The organism is Actinomadura sp. NPDC048021, assembly GCF_040653135.1.
Taxonomy (GTDB): domain Bacteria; phylum Actinomycetota; class Actinomycetes; order Streptosporangiales; family Streptosporangiaceae; genus Spirillospora; species Spirillospora verrucosospora.
Genome location: NZ_JBEZJQ010000050.1, coordinates 1 through 16098, shown reverse-complemented (window position 1 = coordinate 16098; position 16098 = coordinate 1). Strand labels below are relative to the sequence as shown.

17 protein-coding genes are annotated in these 16098 nt (G+C 76.5%); 14 read left to right on the top strand and 3 right to left on the bottom strand.

Annotated elements, in window-relative coordinates; genetic code table 11:
- The first annotated feature begins 67 nt into the window (after nucleotides 1-67).
- On the top strand, nucleotides 68-538 hold the full coding sequence (locus tag AB0C87_RS42250) for a PPOX class F420-dependent oxidoreductase (RefSeq protein WP_360582202.1): 471 nt from the start codon (nucleotides 68-70) through the stop codon (nucleotides 536-538).
- On the opposite strand, the gene AB0C87_RS42245 is transcribed toward AB0C87_RS42250, so the two are convergent.
- Nucleotides 535-2847, bottom strand: coding sequence for an excinuclease ABC subunit UvrA (locus AB0C87_RS42245; RefSeq protein ID WP_360582200.1), 2313 nt, complete (start codon nucleotides 2845-2847; stop codon nucleotides 535-537). The two genes, AB0C87_RS42250 and AB0C87_RS42245, sit on opposite strands and share 4 nt — an antisense overlap.
- A 61-nt stretch (nucleotides 2848-2908) precedes the next feature.
- Between AB0C87_RS42245 and AB0C87_RS42240 the strand changes: the two genes are divergently transcribed.
- On the top strand, nucleotides 2909-3913 hold the full coding sequence (locus tag AB0C87_RS42240; RefSeq protein ID WP_360356196.1) for a YafY family protein: 1005 nt from the start codon (nucleotides 2909-2911) through the stop codon (nucleotides 3911-3913).
- A 60-nt stretch (nucleotides 3914-3973) separates the two neighbouring features.
- Nucleotides 3974-4345, top strand: coding sequence for a VOC family protein (locus AB0C87_RS42235; RefSeq protein WP_345186909.1), 372 nt, complete (start codon nucleotides 3974-3976; stop codon nucleotides 4343-4345).
- Between the two features lie 13 nt (nucleotides 4346-4358).
- On the opposite strand, the gene AB0C87_RS42230 is transcribed toward AB0C87_RS42235, so the two are convergent.
- A complete protein-coding gene (locus tag AB0C87_RS42230) occupies nucleotides 4359-5735 on the bottom strand; it encodes a cytochrome P450 (RefSeq protein WP_360582198.1) in 1377 nt (458 codons plus the stop codon).
- A gap of 62 nt (nucleotides 5736-5797) precedes the next feature.
- On the opposite strand from AB0C87_RS42230, the gene AB0C87_RS42225 reads away from it, so the two are divergent.
- Entirely contained in the window at nucleotides 5798-6574 is a 777-nt protein-coding gene (locus AB0C87_RS42225; RefSeq protein WP_360356191.1) for an IclR family transcriptional regulator, read from the top strand.
- 27 nt (nucleotides 6575-6601) lie between these two features.
- Here AB0C87_RS42225 and AB0C87_RS42220 read toward each other — a convergent pair whose 3' ends face one another.
- Nucleotides 6602-7498 carry a LysR family transcriptional regulator gene (locus AB0C87_RS42220; protein WP_345186901.1) on the bottom strand — a complete coding sequence of 299 codons (897 nt, stop codon included), beginning with the start codon at nucleotides 7496-7498 and terminating at the stop codon, nucleotides 6602-6604.
- 84 nt (nucleotides 7499-7582) lie between these two features.
- On the opposite strand from AB0C87_RS42220, the gene AB0C87_RS42215 reads away from it, so the two are divergent.
- The 10 genes from AB0C87_RS42215 to AB0C87_RS42170 all read left to right on the top strand — a co-directional run.
- Nucleotides 7583-8641 carry an aminotransferase class V-fold PLP-dependent enzyme gene (locus tag AB0C87_RS42215; RefSeq protein WP_353834901.1) on the top strand — a complete coding sequence of 353 codons (1059 nt, stop codon included), beginning with the start codon at nucleotides 7583-7585 and terminating at the stop codon, nucleotides 8639-8641.
- An 83-nt stretch (nucleotides 8642-8724) separates the two neighbouring features.
- Nucleotides 8725-9750: an NAD-dependent epimerase/dehydratase family protein gene (locus tag AB0C87_RS42210; protein ID WP_360582196.1), complete on the top strand. Its 1026-nt coding sequence runs from the start codon at nucleotides 8725-8727 to the stop codon at nucleotides 9748-9750.
- A 37-nt stretch (nucleotides 9751-9787) separates the two neighbouring features.
- Nucleotides 9788-10471, top strand: coding sequence for a glycosyltransferase family 2 protein (locus tag AB0C87_RS42205; protein ID WP_360582194.1), 684 nt, complete (start codon nucleotides 9788-9790; stop codon nucleotides 10469-10471).
- Nucleotides 10468-11157, top strand: a complete 690-nt coding sequence (locus AB0C87_RS42200) for a TIGR04282 family arsenosugar biosynthesis glycosyltransferase (protein WP_360582192.1) — start codon at nucleotides 10468-10470, stop codon at nucleotides 11155-11157. The genes AB0C87_RS42205 and AB0C87_RS42200 overlap by 4 nt, the downstream gene beginning before the upstream one ends.
- Nucleotides 11154-11783, top strand: coding sequence for a class I SAM-dependent methyltransferase (locus tag AB0C87_RS42195; protein WP_360582190.1), 630 nt, complete (start codon nucleotides 11154-11156; stop codon nucleotides 11781-11783). The genes AB0C87_RS42200 and AB0C87_RS42195 overlap by 4 nt, the downstream gene beginning before the upstream one ends.
- Entirely contained in the window at nucleotides 11783-12937 is a 1155-nt protein-coding gene (locus AB0C87_RS42190; RefSeq protein ID WP_360582188.1) for a molybdopterin-dependent oxidoreductase, read from the top strand. Before AB0C87_RS42195 ends, AB0C87_RS42190 begins: the two co-directional genes overlap by 1 nt.
- The gene (locus AB0C87_RS42185) at nucleotides 12934-13413 is read left to right on the top strand and encodes a hypothetical protein (protein WP_360582186.1); all 480 of its coding nucleotides are present in this window, start codon (nucleotides 12934-12936) and stop codon (nucleotides 13411-13413) included. Before AB0C87_RS42190 ends, AB0C87_RS42185 begins: the two co-directional genes overlap by 4 nt.
- Nucleotides 13410-14828 carry a hypothetical protein gene (locus AB0C87_RS42180; protein WP_360582184.1) on the top strand — a complete coding sequence of 473 codons (1419 nt, stop codon included), beginning with the start codon at nucleotides 13410-13412 and terminating at the stop codon, nucleotides 14826-14828. The genes AB0C87_RS42185 and AB0C87_RS42180 overlap by 4 nt, the downstream gene beginning before the upstream one ends.
- A 57-nt stretch (nucleotides 14829-14885) precedes the next feature.
- Nucleotides 14886-15488 (top strand): DUF6058 family natural product biosynthesis protein, encoded by a 603-nt coding sequence (locus tag AB0C87_RS42175; RefSeq protein ID WP_360582182.1) that lies wholly within the window; start codon nucleotides 14886-14888, stop codon nucleotides 15486-15488.
- Between the two features lie 156 nt (nucleotides 15489-15644).
- On the top strand, nucleotides 15645-16098 hold a 454-nt coding region (locus AB0C87_RS42170; protein WP_360582180.1), incomplete at its 3' end, for a DoxX family protein.

The following is a 16098-nucleotide window of genomic DNA, read 5'->3' as shown; positions in this document are numbered from 1 at the left end:
CCCCCGAGCCGCGAAGACGGCGGGGCGGTCGCGAACTCATCGGCGCCCGCTTCCTAGAGTTGCGGGCATGGCTCCTTCGATCGCCACCGCGAACCGCGTCGACCGCTCCGAACTGCTGGAGTTCCTGCGTCCCCGCCACCACGCGCTGCTGTCCACCGCCCGCGCCGACGGCCGGCCCCAGATGTCGCCGGTGACGTGCGGCGTCGACGACCAGGACCGCATCGTCGTGTCCACCTATCCCGAGCGGGCCAAGGCCCGCAACGCCCGCCGCGACCCGCGCGTGTCGGTGTGCGTGCTGTCCGACGACTTCAACGGCCCCTACGTGCAGGTCGACGGCACCGCCGAGGTCATCGACATGCCCGAGGCCGCCGACGCGCTCGTCGACTACTACCGCTGCATCGCCGGGGAGCACCCCGACTGGGACGAGTACCGGGAGGCGATGCGCCGCCAGGACAAGTCCCTGATCCGCGTCACCATCGAGCGGTGGGGGCCGATCGCGACCGGCGGCTTCCCGGCACGCCTGGTCCCCGACAACTAGCGGCGCGCCGCGGCCCGCCCGGGCAGGCCGCGGCGCAGGAACTCCGCCGTGACCGAGGACGGCTCCTCCAGCAGCGCGGCGGGGGTGCCGGCGAACACGACCTCGCCGCCGTGCCGGCCCCCGCCGGGCCCGAGGTCGACCACCCAGTCGGCGTGCGCGACCACCTGGAGGTCGTGCTCGACGACGATGACGGTCCCGCCGCCGTCCACCAGCCGGTCCAGCAGCGCCAGCAGCGCCCCGACGTCGGACATGTGCAGGCCCGTCGTGGGCTCGTCCAGCACGTAGACCGTCCCGGGGCGGTGCAGCCGGGTCGCCAGCTTGATGCGCTGGCGCTCGCCGCCCGACAGCGACCCCAGCGGCCGCCCGAGCGTCATGTAGCCGAGCCCCACCTCGTTGAGAGCGCGCAGCCGCGCGGCGATCGCGCGTTCGGACGGGTCGGCGTCTCCGGCGGCGTCCCCGGTGAAGAACGGCAGTGCCTCCTCGGCGGTCATCGCCAGGACGTCCACGATCGTGCGGCCGCGCAGCGTGTGCGCGAGGACCTCGGGGCGGTACCGGCCGCCCCGGCACGCCCGGCACGTGGTGGTGACCGGGTCCATGAACGCCAGGTCGGTGACGATGACGCCGTTGCCGTCGCACTCGGGGCACGCGCCCTTGGAGTTGTGGCTGAACAGCGCCGCGTCGGCGCCGCTCGCCCGCGCGAACAGGCGGCGCAGCGGGTCCATCACGCCGACGAACGTGGCGGGGCTGGACCGGCGGGACGCCGCGATCGCCGACTGGTCCACCACGACGGCGCCGGGGTGCCGCGCGGCGAACTCGTCCATGACCAGGGTGCTCTTGCCCGACCCGGCCACGCCGGTGACCGCCGTGAGCACGCCGGCGGGGAACCGCACCGTCACGTCCTTGAGGTTGTGGGTGCGGGCGCCGGTCACCTCCAGCCATCCGCCCGGCTCCCGGAACGCGTCCTTCACCCGCACCGCGCGGCCCAGCGCCCGCCCGGTCGGGGTCGCGGCCGCGCGCAGCCCCGCGACCGTGCCGGTGAACACGACCTCGCCGCCGTGCACGCCCGCACCGGGCCCCATGTCGACCACGTGGTCGGCGACGGCGATCACCGCCGGGTCGTGCTCGACCACCAGCACGGTGTTGCCCTTGTCGCGCAGCCGCAGCAGCAGCGCGTTCAGCCGGTCGACGTCGCGCGGGTGCAGGCCCGCGCTCGGCTCGTCGAAGATGTAGGTCATCCCGGTCAGGCTGGACCCCAGGTGCCGGACGACCTTGAGCCGCTGCGCCTCCCCGCCCGACAGCGTGCGGGTCGGCCGGTCCAGGGACAGGTAGGACAGGCCGATGTCGGTCAGCCGCCGCAGCCGCGCGGCGGCCTCCCCGGCGACCCGCGCGGCGACCGGGTCGGTGATCTCGCCGAGCGCGGCGACCAGGTCCCCGACCTCCATTCGCGACATCTCGGCGATGGTGCGGCCGCCGACGCGCGAGGCCAGCGCCGCCGCGTTGAGCCGCGCTCCGCCGCAGGCCGGGCAGGTCTGCTCGCGCACCACGCGGCGGGCCGCGTCGCGCACCTTGGGCGGCAGGGACGCCAGGTCCCGCTTGAGGTAGAGGCGCTGGAACCGCTCGATCACGCCCTCGTAGGCGTTGTGGCCCATCGACCCGGTCCGGTTGCGGCGCGGCACCCGGAACCCCTTGCCGTGCAGGAGCAGGTCCCACTCCTCGGGGGTGAAGTCCCGCAGCGGCTTGTCGGGGTCGAACAGGCCCGACTCGGCGTAGAGCTGCCACACGAACGTCCCCACGCCGAACGGCGGGAAGTCGACGGCGCCCTCGTTCAGCGACCGCCCGGTGTCCAGGAACCGGTCCAGGTCGACCCGCGCGACGTGCCCGAGGCCGTCGCATTCGGGGCACATGCCGCGCGGGTCGTTGAAGGAGTAGGCGGCGGCCTCGCCGGCGCTCGGCGTGCCGTGCCGGGAGAACAGGACGCGCAGGACGGGGGAGATGTCGGTGATGGTGCCGACCGTGGAGCGGGCGTTGCCGCCGATCGGCCGCTGGTCGACCACGACCGCCGGCGCGAGGCGGTCGATGACGTCGGCGTCGGGCCGCTCGCGGCGGGGCATCCGGTCGCGGGCGAACCAACTGAGCGTCTCGTTCAGCTGCCGCTGCGACTCCGCCGCGACCGTCCCGAACACGATCGACGACTTGCCCGAGCCCGACACCCCGGTGAACACCACGAGCCGGTTCTTGGGGATGCGCAGCGAGACGTCCTTGAGGTTGTTGTTCCTGGCGCCGGCGATGACGATGTGGTCCCCGTTCATGACCGGAACGCTAGGAGGCAAAGAGGCCAGATTCTGACCGCATTCGCCGCATACTGGGGTCATGTCGTCCGAACGCCTGCTGCGGCTGCTGTCGCTGCTGCAGACCCGCCGCGAGTGGAGCGGCCCGGAGCTGTGCGAGCGCCTGTCCGTCAGCCCCCGCACCGTCCGCCGCGACATCGAGCGGCTGCGCGGCCTCGGGTACCCCGTGCACGCCACGCTCGGCGCGGCCGGCGGCTACGTCCTGGAGGCCGGGGCCGCGATGCCGCCGCTGCTGCTGGACGACGAGGAGGCCGTCGCGATCGCCGTCGGGCTGCGCGCCGCCACCGGGGGAGCGGTCGAGGGCATCGCCGAGGCGTCCGTGCGCGCCCTGGCCAAGCTCGAACAGGTCCTGCCCGCGCGGCTGCGGCGCCGCGTCACCGCCCTGCACGCCGCCACCACCACCCTGGGCTCCCCGCCCGCCGGGCCGGTCGCGGCCCCCGAGACCCTGACGGTGCTGGCCGCGGCGTGCCGCGACCACGAGCGCGTCCGCTTCGCCTACCGCGGCGCCGACGGGCGGGAGACCCGGCGCCTGGTCGAGCCGCACGGCCTGGTGTCGGCGGGACGGCGCTGGTACCTGGTCGCGTTCGACACCGTCCGCGACGACTGGCGGGTCTTCCGCGTCGACCGCGCGTCCTCCCCGCTGCCGACCGGCGTGCGCGTCGCGCCGCGGGAGCTGCCCGCCGCCGACACGGGCGAGTTCGTCACCCGCTTCTTGGCGGGATCGGATCCGGCGACGCGGGCGGTGCTGCTCGTGCGCGCGTCCGCGCGGGAACTGGCCGACCGGTTCCGCGTGGCCGAGAACGAGATCGAGCCGGTCGACGACCGCACCTGCGTGCTGCGCACCTCCGCCGACTCGCTGGAGTGGACGGCGCTGCGCATCGCCTACCTCGACATCGACTTCGAGATCCGCGAACCGGCCGAGTTGCGCGACCGCGTGGCGGCCATGGCCGAGCGACTGGCCCGCGCCGCCGGGCCGGGGCGCCTCACCGGCCCGGCGGCTTCGCCTCGGAATGATCGCTGTACCTGACAGAAGATGTCAGCTTCCCCTGGGAGTCTGAGGGCACACCGATCACGAAGGAGCCGATAGATGCCCGGTATCGCGGAGTTCGTCGCCGTCAGCCTCGACTGCCCGGAGCCGCCCGCCCTCGCCGCGTTCTACGCCGCGGTGACCGGAGGCGAGATCACCTACGACACCCCCGAGGCCGCCGCCGTCAAGCTGCCCAACGGCATGGACGTCTACTTCCAGGGCGTCGCCGGGCACCGGCCGCCCACCTGGCCCGAGGGGGAGCGGCCCCAGCAGTTCCACCTCGACTTCTACGTCGACGACCTGGACAAGGCCGAGGAGACCGTCACCGGCCTCGGCGGGGCCAGGCCCGACTTCCAGCCCGGCGGCGACCGCTGGCGCGTCCTGACCGACCCGGCCGGGCACCCCTTCTGCGTCTGCCTGCGCCAGAACTAGCCGGAGACCCGGACTAGCCGAGCACCCGCACCGGCACGCCGCCGCGCGGGCGCATCGCGGTCACGCTCGTCGGCGTGGCGGCGGGGGAGACCAGGGACAGCCGCGTGCGGCGCAGCAGGCACGCCAGCATCGTCTTGATCTCCACCGTCGCCAGCGTCGAGCCGATGCAGCGGTGCGGGCCGCCGCCGAACGGAAGGTACGTCGCGGGGGTGGTGGGGCGGTACAGCTCCGAGGACCGGTCCCATCGCTCGGGCAGGAACCGCCCCGCCTGCGGCCACACCTCCGGCATCCGGTGGGTGACGAACGGCGAGTAGAACACCATCGCCCCCGCCGGGACCCGGTGCCCGCCGTAGGAGAAGTCCTCGACCGGGACGCGGGCGCTGAGCACGGCGGGCGGGAACAGCCGCAGCGTCTCGTTCACCACCCCGTCCAGGTACTCCAGCGCGGGCAGGTCGTCGGCCTCGACCGGCCGGTCGCCGACCACTTCGGCCACCTCCCGCCGCGCCCGCTCCTCGGCCCGCGGATGGGCCAGCAGCGCGTGCACCGCCCACGCCATCGCCGCGCTGGTGGTGTCGTACCCGGCCGAGATCAGGCTGATGACCTGGTCCTGGAGCTCCTGGCGGGTCAGGCTCGCGCCGTCCTCGTCGCGCGAGGACAGCAGCATGCCCAGCACGTCGTCGTACTCGCCGCCCTCGCGCAGCCGCCGCTCGATCTCCTCGTCCACCCGCCGGGCGACCAGCGCCCGCGACGCCGCGACGCGCCGCATGTAGGGGTTGGGCACCGACCGCAGCACCATCTGCAGCACGAAGTTGCGGTCGACGGCCGCGAGCGCGACCTGCAGGCGCCGCCCGATCACCTCGCTGTCGGCGGCGAGCCGGTCGCCGAACAGCACCTCCACCGTGCTGCGGCGGATCACCGCGCGCAGCTCGGCGTAGGCGTCCAGCGTCCGGCCGGGGCGCCAGGACTCCAGCGCCGCGTCGGTGTTGGCCGCCATCCGCGCCACGTACCCGGCGACGCGCCGGTGGTGGAAGGCCGGCTGCACGAGCCTGCGCCGCCGCCGGTGGTCGGCGCCGTCGCTGACGATCAGCGCGGTCTCCCCGTTCACCGGCACCAGCAGGTCGAACGCCTCCCGCCAGCGGAACAGGCCGGAGTTGGCGAACACGAACGCGTTGGCGTCGGGGCCGAACAGGTGCACGAACGGCCTCCGGCGCGTCCCGACGACGGCGACCGGGCCCGCCTCGGCGTACAGGCGCAGCAGGCTCGCGCACGGGTTCCTCGTGAACCCGATCCCGTGCCGGACCGTCAGCGACGGCGAGGGGCCCCGCGCCCTCCCGCCCGCCGTGCGGGCCTTGGGGGGACGGGGCGCGCGTACCGGGGTGTCGGGTGCCACGCGCCCCACTATCGCACGCCCCCCGCCGTCCCGGCGCCGGGCGCGGTGGGAGGATGGGACCCGTGACGGACGACCGCGCGGAAGGGACGCCCCAGCCCAGGCCGGGCACGCAGACGGTGGACCGCTCCGTGGCGGTGCTGCGGTCCTTCGAGGACGCCGCCCGGCAGACCCCCACCGAGATCGCGCACCGCCTCGGCCTGTCGGTCAGCACCGCGCACCGCATCGTGGGCGCCCTGCACGCCACCGGGATGCTCGCGCAGGACCCCGCGACCGAGCGGTACTTCCTCGGCCCCACCACCGCCATCCTCGGCCGCCTGGCGCTGGAGCGGATGGGCTCGACCCTGCTGCAGCCCGAGCTGACCGCGCTGCGCGACGGGACGGGCGAGGCGGTCAGCCTCGGCGTGCGGGCCGGCGACGAGGTCGCGGTGCTGCTGCACCTGCCGTCGGTCCATCCGCTGCGCTACGACCAGCCGCCCGGCGACCGCGACCCGATCCACGCGTGCGCGACGGGCAAGGCGCTGCTGGCCTTCGACGGCGACCCCGTCGCGATGGAGGAGCCCTACGCCCGCCACACCTCCGCCACCCTCACCACGCGCGCCGAGCTGGAGGCCGACCTGCGGGGCGTCCGCGAACGCGGCTACTCCGTCAACGACGAGGAGCGGCTGGCCGGCGTCCGCGCCGTGGCCGCGCCGGTCCGCGACGGCGGCGGGCGCGTGTTCGCCGCCGTCGCGCTGCAGGGCCCCTCGGTGCGGTTCGGCGACGACCGGATGCCCGCCCTGGCCGAAGCGGTGAAGGCCGCCGCGAGCCGCCTCACCGACCTGCACCGCCATCTGTCCTGACCGCCCACCCGTCCTGACCGCTGCGCCCTAGCCCGTCGCGCCGGAGGCGGCGGCCAGCTCGTCCAGCAGCGCCGCCACCGCGGGCGGCCGCGGGCCCGCGGCGACGACCGCGCTGACGCGGCGGCTCCCGACGCCGCGCACGTCGGGCAGCGCCACGCCCGGCTCGGTGTGCAGGGCGAGCGCCAGCGCCGGCAGCGTCGTCACGGCCAGGCCCCGCGCGACCAGCCGCTGGACCGCGACGTGGTCCTCGGTGGCGAAGGCGATGTCGGGGGTGAACCCGGCGCGCGCGCACGCCCACCGCAGATGGTCGCGGCACCGCGCGCAGCCCGACGCCCACGTCTCCCCGGCCAGGTCCTCCAGCCGCGGCCGCTCCGCCGACGCCAGCGGATGCGCCGCCGGGACCAGCAGCCGCAGCGGGTCCTCGCACAGCACGACCTCCCGGAACCGCGCGTCGGTCTCGGGCGGCACGGACGCGTGCCGGAACACCACCGCGACGTCGGCCTCCCCGGCGCGCAGCAGCGCCAGCGCCTCGGGCGGCTCGGCGTCCACCAGGGTCACCGACACTCCCGGCGCGCGGGCGCGCAGCCGGACCAGGGCGTCGGGCATCAGCCCGCCCGCCGCCGTCGGGAACACCGCGGCCCGCACCCGGCCGGCGCGCAGCCCGGCGATCGCGGCGATCCGCTCCTCGGCGTCGCCCATGCGGGCCAGCACGTCCTCGACGTGCTCGACCAGGACCCGGCCCGCCTCGGTCAGCCGCACGCCCCGGCCGTGCCGCACCACCAGCGGGGTGCCGACCTCGGCCTCCAGGCGCGCGATGTGGTGCGACACCGCGGGCTGGGTGTAGGCCAGGGAGCGGGCGGCGGCGGTCATCGACCCGAGCCGCGCCACCTCGCGCAGGATCCGGCCGCGATGCAGGTCCAGCATCGCCGCAAGGTATCAACGCCACTGATGGGACGCCAAGAAAACCGTACTTTGTGCTATGGCCCGGCGGTGCCCCACGATCGGGACATGGCCCTTTCCCTGCCGCAGGCGCGGCGCGAGTTCGGCGCCGGCGTCGCCTTCCTCAACACCGCCACCTACGGGCTGCCGCCGCGCGCCGCGCACGAGGCGATGCTCGCCGCCGAACGCGACCGGGCGTCCGGGGTGCTGGACCCCGGCGCGCTGGACGAGGCGGTCACGCGCTCCCGGGAGGCGTTCGCGCGGCTCCTGGGCGTCCCGGCGGACCGGGTCGCGTGCGGCCCGCAGGTGTCCTACTTCACCGGGCTGGTCGCGGCGTCGCTGCCCGCCGGCGCCGAGGTCCTGGTCGCCGACGGCGACTTCACCTCGCTGCTGTTCCCGTTCGCCGCCCGCCCCGACCTGAGCGTCCGGTCGGTCCCGCTGGAGCGGATCGCCGAGCACGTCGGCGCGGGCACCGCCCTGGTCGCGGTGTCGGCGGTGCAGTCCGCCGACGGCCGCATCGCCCCCATGGACGAGATCATCGGCGCCGCCCGCGCGCACGGCGCCCGCGTCCTGCTGGACGCCACCCAGGCCGCCGGATGGCTGCCGCTGCCCGCCGACCGCGTCGACTGGCTGGTCGCCGGCGGCTACAAGTGGCTGCTCGGCCCGCGCGGGACCTGCTTCCTGGCCGGCGCCCGCGACGCCCTGGACGCCCTGCCCGCCATCGGCGCCGGCTGGTACGCCGGCGCCGACGTCTGGGACTCCATCTACGGGCTGCCGCTGCGCCTGGCCGGCGGCGCCCGCCGCCTGGACCTGTCCCCGGCGTGGCAGTGCTGGGCCGGGCACGCCCCCGCCCTGGAACTGCTGGAACAGGTCGGCATCCCGGCGATCCACGACCACGACGTCGCGCTGGCGCGCCGGTTCGCCGCCGGCCTCGGCCTCCCGCCGGGCGACTCGGCGATCGTGTCGGTGCCCGTCCCCGACGGCGCCGCCGACCTGCTGCGCCGCAACGGCGTCATCGCCTCCGTGCGGGCCGGGCGGCTGCGCTGCGCGTTCCATCTCAGCACCACCGAGGCCGACGTCGACAAGGCCGTCGGACTGCTCGCCCCGCTCGTGCCCGCCGCCGGGTGAAGTTCTTACAAGGTTCGAACAAGGTGCCTTGACCGGCCCGTCCGAGCCGCCCCGGCCGGGTCCCGCGCCCTACGTTCGTGCGCATGAACGTACTGCTCACCGGGTCGGCGGGCTTCATCGGCTCGCACATCGCCGAGGCCCTGACCGCCGCCGGCCACAGCGTCCGCGGGCTCGACACCCGCCCCGACGGGCTCGGCGACCCGCCCGCCGACGTCCGCGACGCCGCCGCGGTCGCGCGGCGGCTGCGGGGCGTCGACGCCGTCTGCCACCAGGCCGCCAAGGTCGGCCTCGGCGTGGACGTCTCCGACCTGCCCGACTACGCCTCCGTCAACGTGCAGGGCACCGCCGTGCTGCTCGCCGAGATGGCCCGCGCCGGCGTCGGCGTCCTGGTGCTGGCGTCCTCGATGGTCGTCTACGGGGAGGGCGCCTACGCCTGCGCCGCCCACGGTCCCGTCCGCCCCGGGCCCCGCCCGGAGGACGCCCTGCGCGCCGGACGGTTCGAGCCGCCGTGCCCGGCGTGCGGGAAGCCGCTCGCGCCCGGCGCCGTCGGCGAGGAGACCCCGCCCGGCCCCCGCAACGCCTACGCCGACACCAAGCTCGCCCAGGAGCACCTGGCCGCGTCGTGGGCGCGCGCGACCGGCGGCTGCGTCGCCGCGCTGCGCTACCACAACGTCTACGGGCCGCGGATGCCGCGCGACACCCCCTACGCCGGCGTCGCGGCGATCTTCCGGTCGCGGCTGATGGACGGGCGGGCGCCGCTGGTGTTCGAGGACGGCGCGCAGCGCCGCGACTTCGTCCACGTCCGCGACGTCGCCCGCGCCGGCGTGCTGGCGCTGGAGCGCACCGCGGCCGCCCCGCCCGAGCCCGGCGGCCTGCGCGCCTACAACATCGCCAGCGGCGACCCCCGCACCGTCGGCGACATGGCCGGCGCGCTCGCCGACGTGTTCGGCGGCCCCCGCCCCCGCGTCACCGGGGACTACCGGCTCGGGGACGTCCGCCACATCGTCGCCCGGCCCGACCGCGCCCGCCGCGAGCTCGGCTTCCGCCCGCGGGTGCCGTTCGCCGAGGGCGTCGCCGAGTTCGCCCGGACGCACGTCACCAGTTCGTAAGGGTCGCCGCCCCATCACCGAAAGTAGCGTCTGAGCTGTGATCGATGTGGTTCTCCCGTGCCTGAACGAGGCCGAGGCGTTGCCCTGGGTCCTCGACCGGATGCCCGACGGGTTCCGGGCCCTGGTGGTCGACAACGCCTCCACCGACGACTCCGCGCGCGTGGCCGCCGACCGCGGCGCCCGCGTCGTGGCCGCGCCGCAGCGCGGCTTCGGCGCCGCCTGCCACGCCGGACTGCGCGCCGCCGAGACCGAGGTGGTGTGCGTGATGGACGCCGACGCCTCGCTGGACCCCGCCGACCTGCCCCGGCTGGTCGCCGCGCTCGGCGCCCTGGAAACCGGCGGCGGCGACGCCACCTCGCCGCCGGGCCTGGTGCTAGGGCGGCGGCGGCCGACCGCGCCGGGCGCGTGGCCGCCGCACGCCCGCCTGGGCAACGCCGTGCTGGCCCGGTCGCTGAACCGGCGCGCCGGGACCCGGCTGCGCGACCTCGGGCCGATGCGCGCCGCCCGCCGCGACGCCCTGCTGGCCCTCGGCCTGCGGGACCGCCGCTTCGGCTACCCCCTGGAGATGGTGCTGCACGCCGCCCGCGCCGGGTGGCGCATCGCCGAGATCGACGTGCCCTACCGTCCCCGCACCGGCGCCTCGAAGGTGACCGGGACGCTCGGCGGGACGGTCCGCGCCGTCCGCGACATGCGCCGCGTCCTGGCGGAGGTAGCCCGATGACCCCCGCACCCGAGCCCGGCGGAACCGGGCGCGGCGGAATCGCGCACGGCGACGCCGACCTCATCGTCATCGCCAAGGAGCCCGTCCCGGGCCGGGTCAAGACCCGCCTCACGCCCGCCTACACCCCCGCCGAGGCCGCCGCGCTCGCCGAGGCGTCCCTGCGCGACACCCTCGCCGCCGTCGCCGCCGCACCCGCCGGCCGGCGGGTCCTCGCGCTCGCCGGCGACCCCGGGCCGTGGCTGCCGGACGGCTTCACCGTCATCGCCCAGCGCGGCGGCGGCCTGGACGAGCGCCTCGCCCACGCCTTCGCCGACGCCCACACCGGCCGCCCGATGGTCCTGATCGGCATGGACACCCCGCAGGTCACCCCCGAACTCCTCGACCGCGCCCGAAGCGCGCTCGGCCGCGCCGACGCGGTGTTCGGACCCGCCCGCGACGGCGGGTTCTGGCTGCTCGGGCTGCGCCGCCCCGCGGCGGCGCTGCTGCGCGGCGTCCCGATGTCGCGCCCCGACACCGGCGCGGTCCAGCTCGCGCGGCTGCGCGCCGCCGGCCTGCGGACCGCGGTGCTGCCCGAGCTCACCGACGTCGACACCCCCGCCGACGCCGCCGCGGTCGCCGCCGCCGCGCCGGACGGCCGCTTCGCCGCCGCCGTGCGGGCCCTCGGCGACCGGACCGTCCCGGCATGATCGGCGAACTGTACGAGGAGGCGCTGCGAAGCCGCGCCCCGGTGGAGATCGAGCACGCCGACGGGCGCCGCCGGCCGCTGCCGCTGCACGACTGGCTGGCCGTGCGCGACGGCGACGGCGGGCTCCTGGACCGCTGCGAGGGCGCCACCCTGGACGTCGGGTCGGGACCGGGCCGGCTGACGGTGGCGCTGGCCCGCCGCGGCCTGCCGGTGCTGGGCATCGACCTGGCCCCCTCCGCGGTCGCGCTGACCGTCGCGGCGGGCGGCCCGGCCCTGTGCCGCGACGTGTTCGGCCGCGTGCCCGGCGCCGGACGCTGGCGCACCGTGCTGCTCGCCGACGGCAACATCGGCATCGGCGGCGACCCCGCCGCGCTGCTGCGCCGCGTCCTGGCGCTGCTGGCGCCCGGCGGCCGGGCGCTGGCGGAGGTCGGCCCGCCCGGCTCGGCCTCCCGGGTCGAGCCGCTGCGGCTGCGCTCGGACCGCTCGGTCGGCGAATGGTTCCCCTGGGCGCACGTGTCCGCCGACGCCGTCACCGGGCTGGCCGCCCTGTGCGCCGCGACCGTGACCGAGTCCTGGCAGGAAGCGGACCGGTGGTTCGTCGCCCTGCGCACCGGGGAGGTGCGCTAATGAGTTCCGCGCCCGGACGGCGCAGGCCGCCCGCGCCGACCGCCGTGCTGCGCGGCGTCCCGGGACGGTTCACCAGCCGCCTCCACGACGAGCGGGTCGCCTCCTGGCTCGGCATCGCCCTCGGCGTCAGCGTCCTGGTCTCCTTCGGGACCGGGCTGGTCAGCCACTTCATGCAGCATCCCGCCGGGTGGATGCTGTGGCCGTCGCGGCCGGTGAACCTGTACCGGGTCACCCAGGGCGTGCACGTCATCGGCGGCCTGGCGACCGTCCCGCTGCTGCTGGCCAAGCTGTGGACGGTCTACCCGCGGCTGTGGCAGTGGCCGCCGGTGCGCTCCCTCGTCCACGGCGCGCAGCGGCTGCTGGTGTTCGTCCTGGTCGGCGCGGCGCTGTTCCAGTTCGTCACCGGGGTGCTGAACGTCGCCTACTGGTACGCGTTCCGGTTCTACTTCACCACCGCGCACTACTGGACGGCCTACATCCTCGTCGGCGCGCTGGTCATCCACATCGCCGACCAGTGGGCCAAGACGCGCCGCACCGTCATGACCCGCCCCGAGGACGGCGTCGGGCGCCGCGGCTTCCTGCTCACCGTCGCCGGCGCGAGCGGCGTCGTCGCGCTCACCACGGTGGGGGAGGCGGTCACCCCGCTGGCGCCGCTGGCGGTGCTGGCGCCGCGCCGCCCCGGCACCGGGCCGCAGGACGTCCCGGTCAACAAGTCGGCCGCCGCGACCGGCGTCACCGCCCAGGCCCGCGACCCCCGCTGGCGCCTCACCGTCACCGGCCGGGTCGCGCGGGAGGTCACCCTGTCCCTGGCCGACCTGCGCGCGCTGCCGCAGCACACCGCGCGACTGCCCATCTCCTGCGTGGAGGGCTGGAGCGTGGAGGCGGACTGGCGGGGCGTGCGGCTGCGCGACGTCCTGCGCCTGGCCGGCGTCGCCGACGACGCGCAGGTCCTGGTGGAGTCGCTGCAGCGGCACGGCCTCTACCGCACCTCGCTGGTCGCCCCGCCGCACTGGCGCGACCCGCTGACGCTGCTGGCCCTCGGCATGAACGGCGCCCCCCTCGCCCTCGACCACGGCCACCCGTGCCGTCTCATCGCCCCGAACCGGCCCGGGGTCATGCAGACCAAATGGGTCCACCGGCTGGTGGTGTCGTGAACGCGCGGATCGTCTCGAAGGCGGCGGCGTACGCGGCGGGCCTGGCGCTCATCGCCGTCGGGCTGCGCGGGATCGTGGACGAGGTCCCCCTGGCCGCGTGGGCGAAGTGGTTCGCCGGGGCGGCCGTCCTGCACGACGCCGTCCTGGTCCCGGCGGTGCTCGCCGCGGGGGCGCTCACCGGCCTGGTGCCCGCCGGCCGGCGGCGCGTCGTGCGCGCCGCGCTGGTCATCGGCGGCTGCGTCACCGTGGTCGCGATCCCCGTCGTGCTGGGCTACGGGCGCCGCGCCGACGAGCCGTCCCGCCTCCCTCTGCCCTACGGCCGCAACCTGGCGATCGTGCTGGGCGCGATCGCCGTGGTGGCGGCCTGCGTGCTCGCGGCCCGGGAGATCACCGCCCGGCGCGGGGCCGGGCGCTCGTCGGGGCGCGGCGGAGCGACCCGCGTCCCGCGACCGTCCCGGAAGGAGAGGCGGCGATGACGCTCACCGAGGCGCACGGCCGGGCGGAGGCCGCCGAGAGGCCGGCGGGGCGCGGATGGCCGGGGTGGGCGGCCGTCGCGGTGTGGGCGGCCGGGATCGCGGCGGCGTTCGCCGTGGGCTGGTACCTGCGGCGCGCGGGCCTGGCCACCGAGGACCCGCTGCCTCCGCTGCACGCGCGGGCGCGGGGGTGGCCGCCGCCGTGGCGGCTGCTGCCCGCCGCCGCCGTCGCGGCCCTGGCGGTGGCGGCGCTGCCCGCGCTCGCGGCCCGGCTGCCGTGGCGTGCGCTGCCGCCGCTCGTGTGGGCGGCCTCCGCCGCGTGGACGGTGGCTCTGGCCGTCTGCGACGGGTGGGGCGCGCTCGCCCGGCCGCTGGACGCCCCGACCGAGTATCCGGCGGGCCTGGTCCAGCTGCGCCCCGACCCGCTGGAATGGCTGCGGACCTTCACCGAGCGGCTCGGCGGCTACACCACGCACGTGCGGGGGCATCCGCCGCTGCCGATGCTGGTGCTGTGGGGACTGGAGAAGGCCGGTCTCGGCGGCACCGGCTGGGCGGCGGCGCTCATCATCGCGGCCGGGACGTCGGCGGCGGCGGCGATCGCGGTGACGGTGCGGTGCCTGGCGGGGGAGCGCGCGGCGCGGGCGGCGGTGCCGTTCCTGGCGCTGGCGCCGCTGGCGGTGTGGATCGCGACGGCGATGGACGCGTTCTTCCTGGCCGTCGCTGCCTGGGGCACGGCGCTGCTCGCGCTCGCCGCGCGCGGCGGGCGGAACCGGGCGCTGGTCCCGGCCGCGGCGGGCGGCCTGCTGCTGGGGTGCCTGCCGTATCTGAGCTACGGGCTGCTGCCGCTGCTGGCGGTGCCGCTCGCGGTCGTGGTGCTGGGCCGTCCGCGGGCGCGGGCTCTCGCGGCCGCCGGCGCCGGGCTGGCGGTGGTCCCGGCCGCGTTCACGCTGCTGGGGTTCTGGTGGCCCGACGGCGTCCGCGCCACCCTGGACACCTACCTGGTCAGCCGCGGATCGGCGCAGCGCTCCTACGCCTACTTCCTGTTCGCGAACCTGGCGGTGCTGGGCCTGCTGACCGGTCCGGCGGTGGCGCACGCGCTGCCGCGCACGCTGACCGAACTGTGCCGGGGCGCCCTATGGAGGGACGTGCTGTGGCGGGGCGTGCTGGGACGGGGGCCGCGGTCGCGGGCGGTCGCACCGGCGGCGGCGGTGGCGGCGCTGGCGGGTGCGGCGCTGCTAGGGGTGCTGGTGCTGGACGTGTCCGGTGTCACGCGCGGCGAGGTCGAGCGGATCTGGGTGCCGTTCGCCGCCTGGCTCACGGTCGCGGCGGCCGTCGACCGCTCCCGGGTGCGGGCGTGGCTGGCGGCGCAGGCGGTGACCGCGCTGGCCGTCCAGGCGCTCGTGCTGTCGCCCTGGTGAACGCCGCGCGGTGATGCTTCGGTGCTCGGCGAACCGACCGCGGGCTAGCGTCCGCGTATGAGCGACCCCGAGTTGAAGGCGCGGCTGGCGGCGCGGTTCCGGGAGGTCAACGGCGACCACCCGATGACCGCCGCCGACGACGCCTACGTCACCGCCTGGTTCACCGACCTGGACGACCTGTGCCGCGACACCGGCCGCGACGCCGACGAGGTGCGGCGGCTGATGCTGGCGGGCAGGCTGCCCCTGCCCGGCTACCTGCGCTCCGACGGCGCGCAGATGGTGCCACCGGACCTGTTCGACCTCGCCGGGCAGGCGGGAGGCATCGACGCGCTGAAGGGCTGGTTCCTCTCGCACTGGGACGACCCGGCCACCGCCGAGGCGGAATGGGCCGCCTACCTCGACGGGCAGTACGTATGCCTGCGCTCGGTGACGCCGCAGAACATCCAGTACAAGGACGCCCTGGTCAGCGCGATCGAGGCGGCGCCGGCGGAGCCGGACGCCGGGACGCCGGCGTGGACGCGGCGGCTGCACGCCCTGGTCGACGAGCTCGACGCGCTGGAGCCTCCGTTCACCGCCTACGACCGGCTGCGGTTCGCGGGACCAGTGTCGCGGGACCGGTGCGTCGACGCGGTGCGCGCCCGCTACCCGCGCGACGCCTGACGCCTCCACCGCGGTGACGTCCACCACCTCTCACCTGCGCTGACACCGCCGCGGAAAATTCTTCGAAGAAATCCGGGGCGGGATGTCGATCCGGCGGCCGGCCGTGCGACGCGTCAGTGAAAGGCCGATGAGACACCGCACGGAAGGACCGCCGCCATGAGCGCCCAGACCCACACCGCCGCCCACACCGCCGCCCGCGTCACCACCACCCGCACGACCGGGGAGCGCCGCACGCTGCGCAAGGTGCTGTGGGGCGCGCAGATCCTGCTCGCCGCGTTCCTGTTCTTCGCCTCGGCGCTGCCGAAGTTCGCCGGCCAGGCCGACGCCGTCAGGACCTTCGAGGAGATCGGCTGGGGCCAGTGGCTGCGGTACCTGACCGGGACCGTGGAGGCCGCAGGCGCGATCGGGCTGGTCGTCCCGCGGCTGGCGGGGCTCGCCGCGGCCGGGCTGATCGGCCTGATGGGCGGCGCCGCCCTCACCCAGCTGCTGGTGCTGGAGCCGGCGTGGGCGCTGCTGCGCGCTTGCCGACGTCGATGCCGACCGGTGTCTTGGCCGTACGAATCCTGGTGTCGCATCCCGAGGAGCCGCCCGCAGGGCCGCCGGATTCGCA

What these genes read in the sequence shown, in the direction of transcription:
- AB0C87_RS42210 (WP_360582196.1), top strand. Translation starts at nt 8,725, where the DNA reads ATGAACGTACTGCTCACCGGGTCGGCGGGCTTCATCGGCTCGCACATC.
- AB0C87_RS42200 (WP_360582192.1), top strand. Translation starts at nt 10,468, where the DNA reads ATGACCCCCGCACCCGAGCCCGGCGGAACCGGGCGCGGCGGAATCGCG.
- AB0C87_RS42235 (WP_345186909.1), top strand. Translation starts at nt 3,974, where the DNA reads ATGCCCGGTATCGCGGAGTTCGTCGCCGTCAGCCTCGACTGCCCGGAG.
- AB0C87_RS42245 (WP_360582200.1), bottom strand. Translation starts at nt 2,847, where the DNA reads ATGAACGGGGACCACATCGTCATCGCCGGCGCCAGGAACAACAACCTC.
- AB0C87_RS42220 (WP_345186901.1), bottom strand. Translation starts at nt 7,498, where the DNA reads ATGCTGGACCTGCATCGCGGCCGGATCCTGCGCGAGGTGGCGCGGCTC.
- AB0C87_RS42240 (WP_360356196.1), top strand. Translation starts at nt 2,909, where the DNA reads ATGTCGTCCGAACGCCTGCTGCGGCTGCTGTCGCTGCTGCAGACCCGC.
- AB0C87_RS42195 (WP_360582190.1), top strand. Translation starts at nt 11,154, where the DNA reads ATGATCGGCGAACTGTACGAGGAGGCGCTGCGAAGCCGCGCCCCGGTG.
- AB0C87_RS42180 (WP_360582184.1), top strand. Translation starts at nt 13,410, where the DNA reads ATGACGCTCACCGAGGCGCACGGCCGGGCGGAGGCCGCCGAGAGGCCG.
- AB0C87_RS42175 (WP_360582182.1), top strand. Translation starts at nt 14,886, where the DNA reads ATGAGCGACCCCGAGTTGAAGGCGCGGCTGGCGGCGCGGTTCCGGGAG.
- AB0C87_RS42190 (WP_360582188.1), top strand. Translation starts at nt 11,783, where the DNA reads ATGAGTTCCGCGCCCGGACGGCGCAGGCCGCCCGCGCCGACCGCCGTG.
- AB0C87_RS42250 (WP_360582202.1), top strand. Translation starts at nt 68, where the DNA reads ATGGCTCCTTCGATCGCCACCGCGAACCGCGTCGACCGCTCCGAACTG.
- AB0C87_RS42215 (WP_353834901.1), top strand. Translation starts at nt 7,583, where the DNA reads ATGGCCCTTTCCCTGCCGCAGGCGCGGCGCGAGTTCGGCGCCGGCGTC.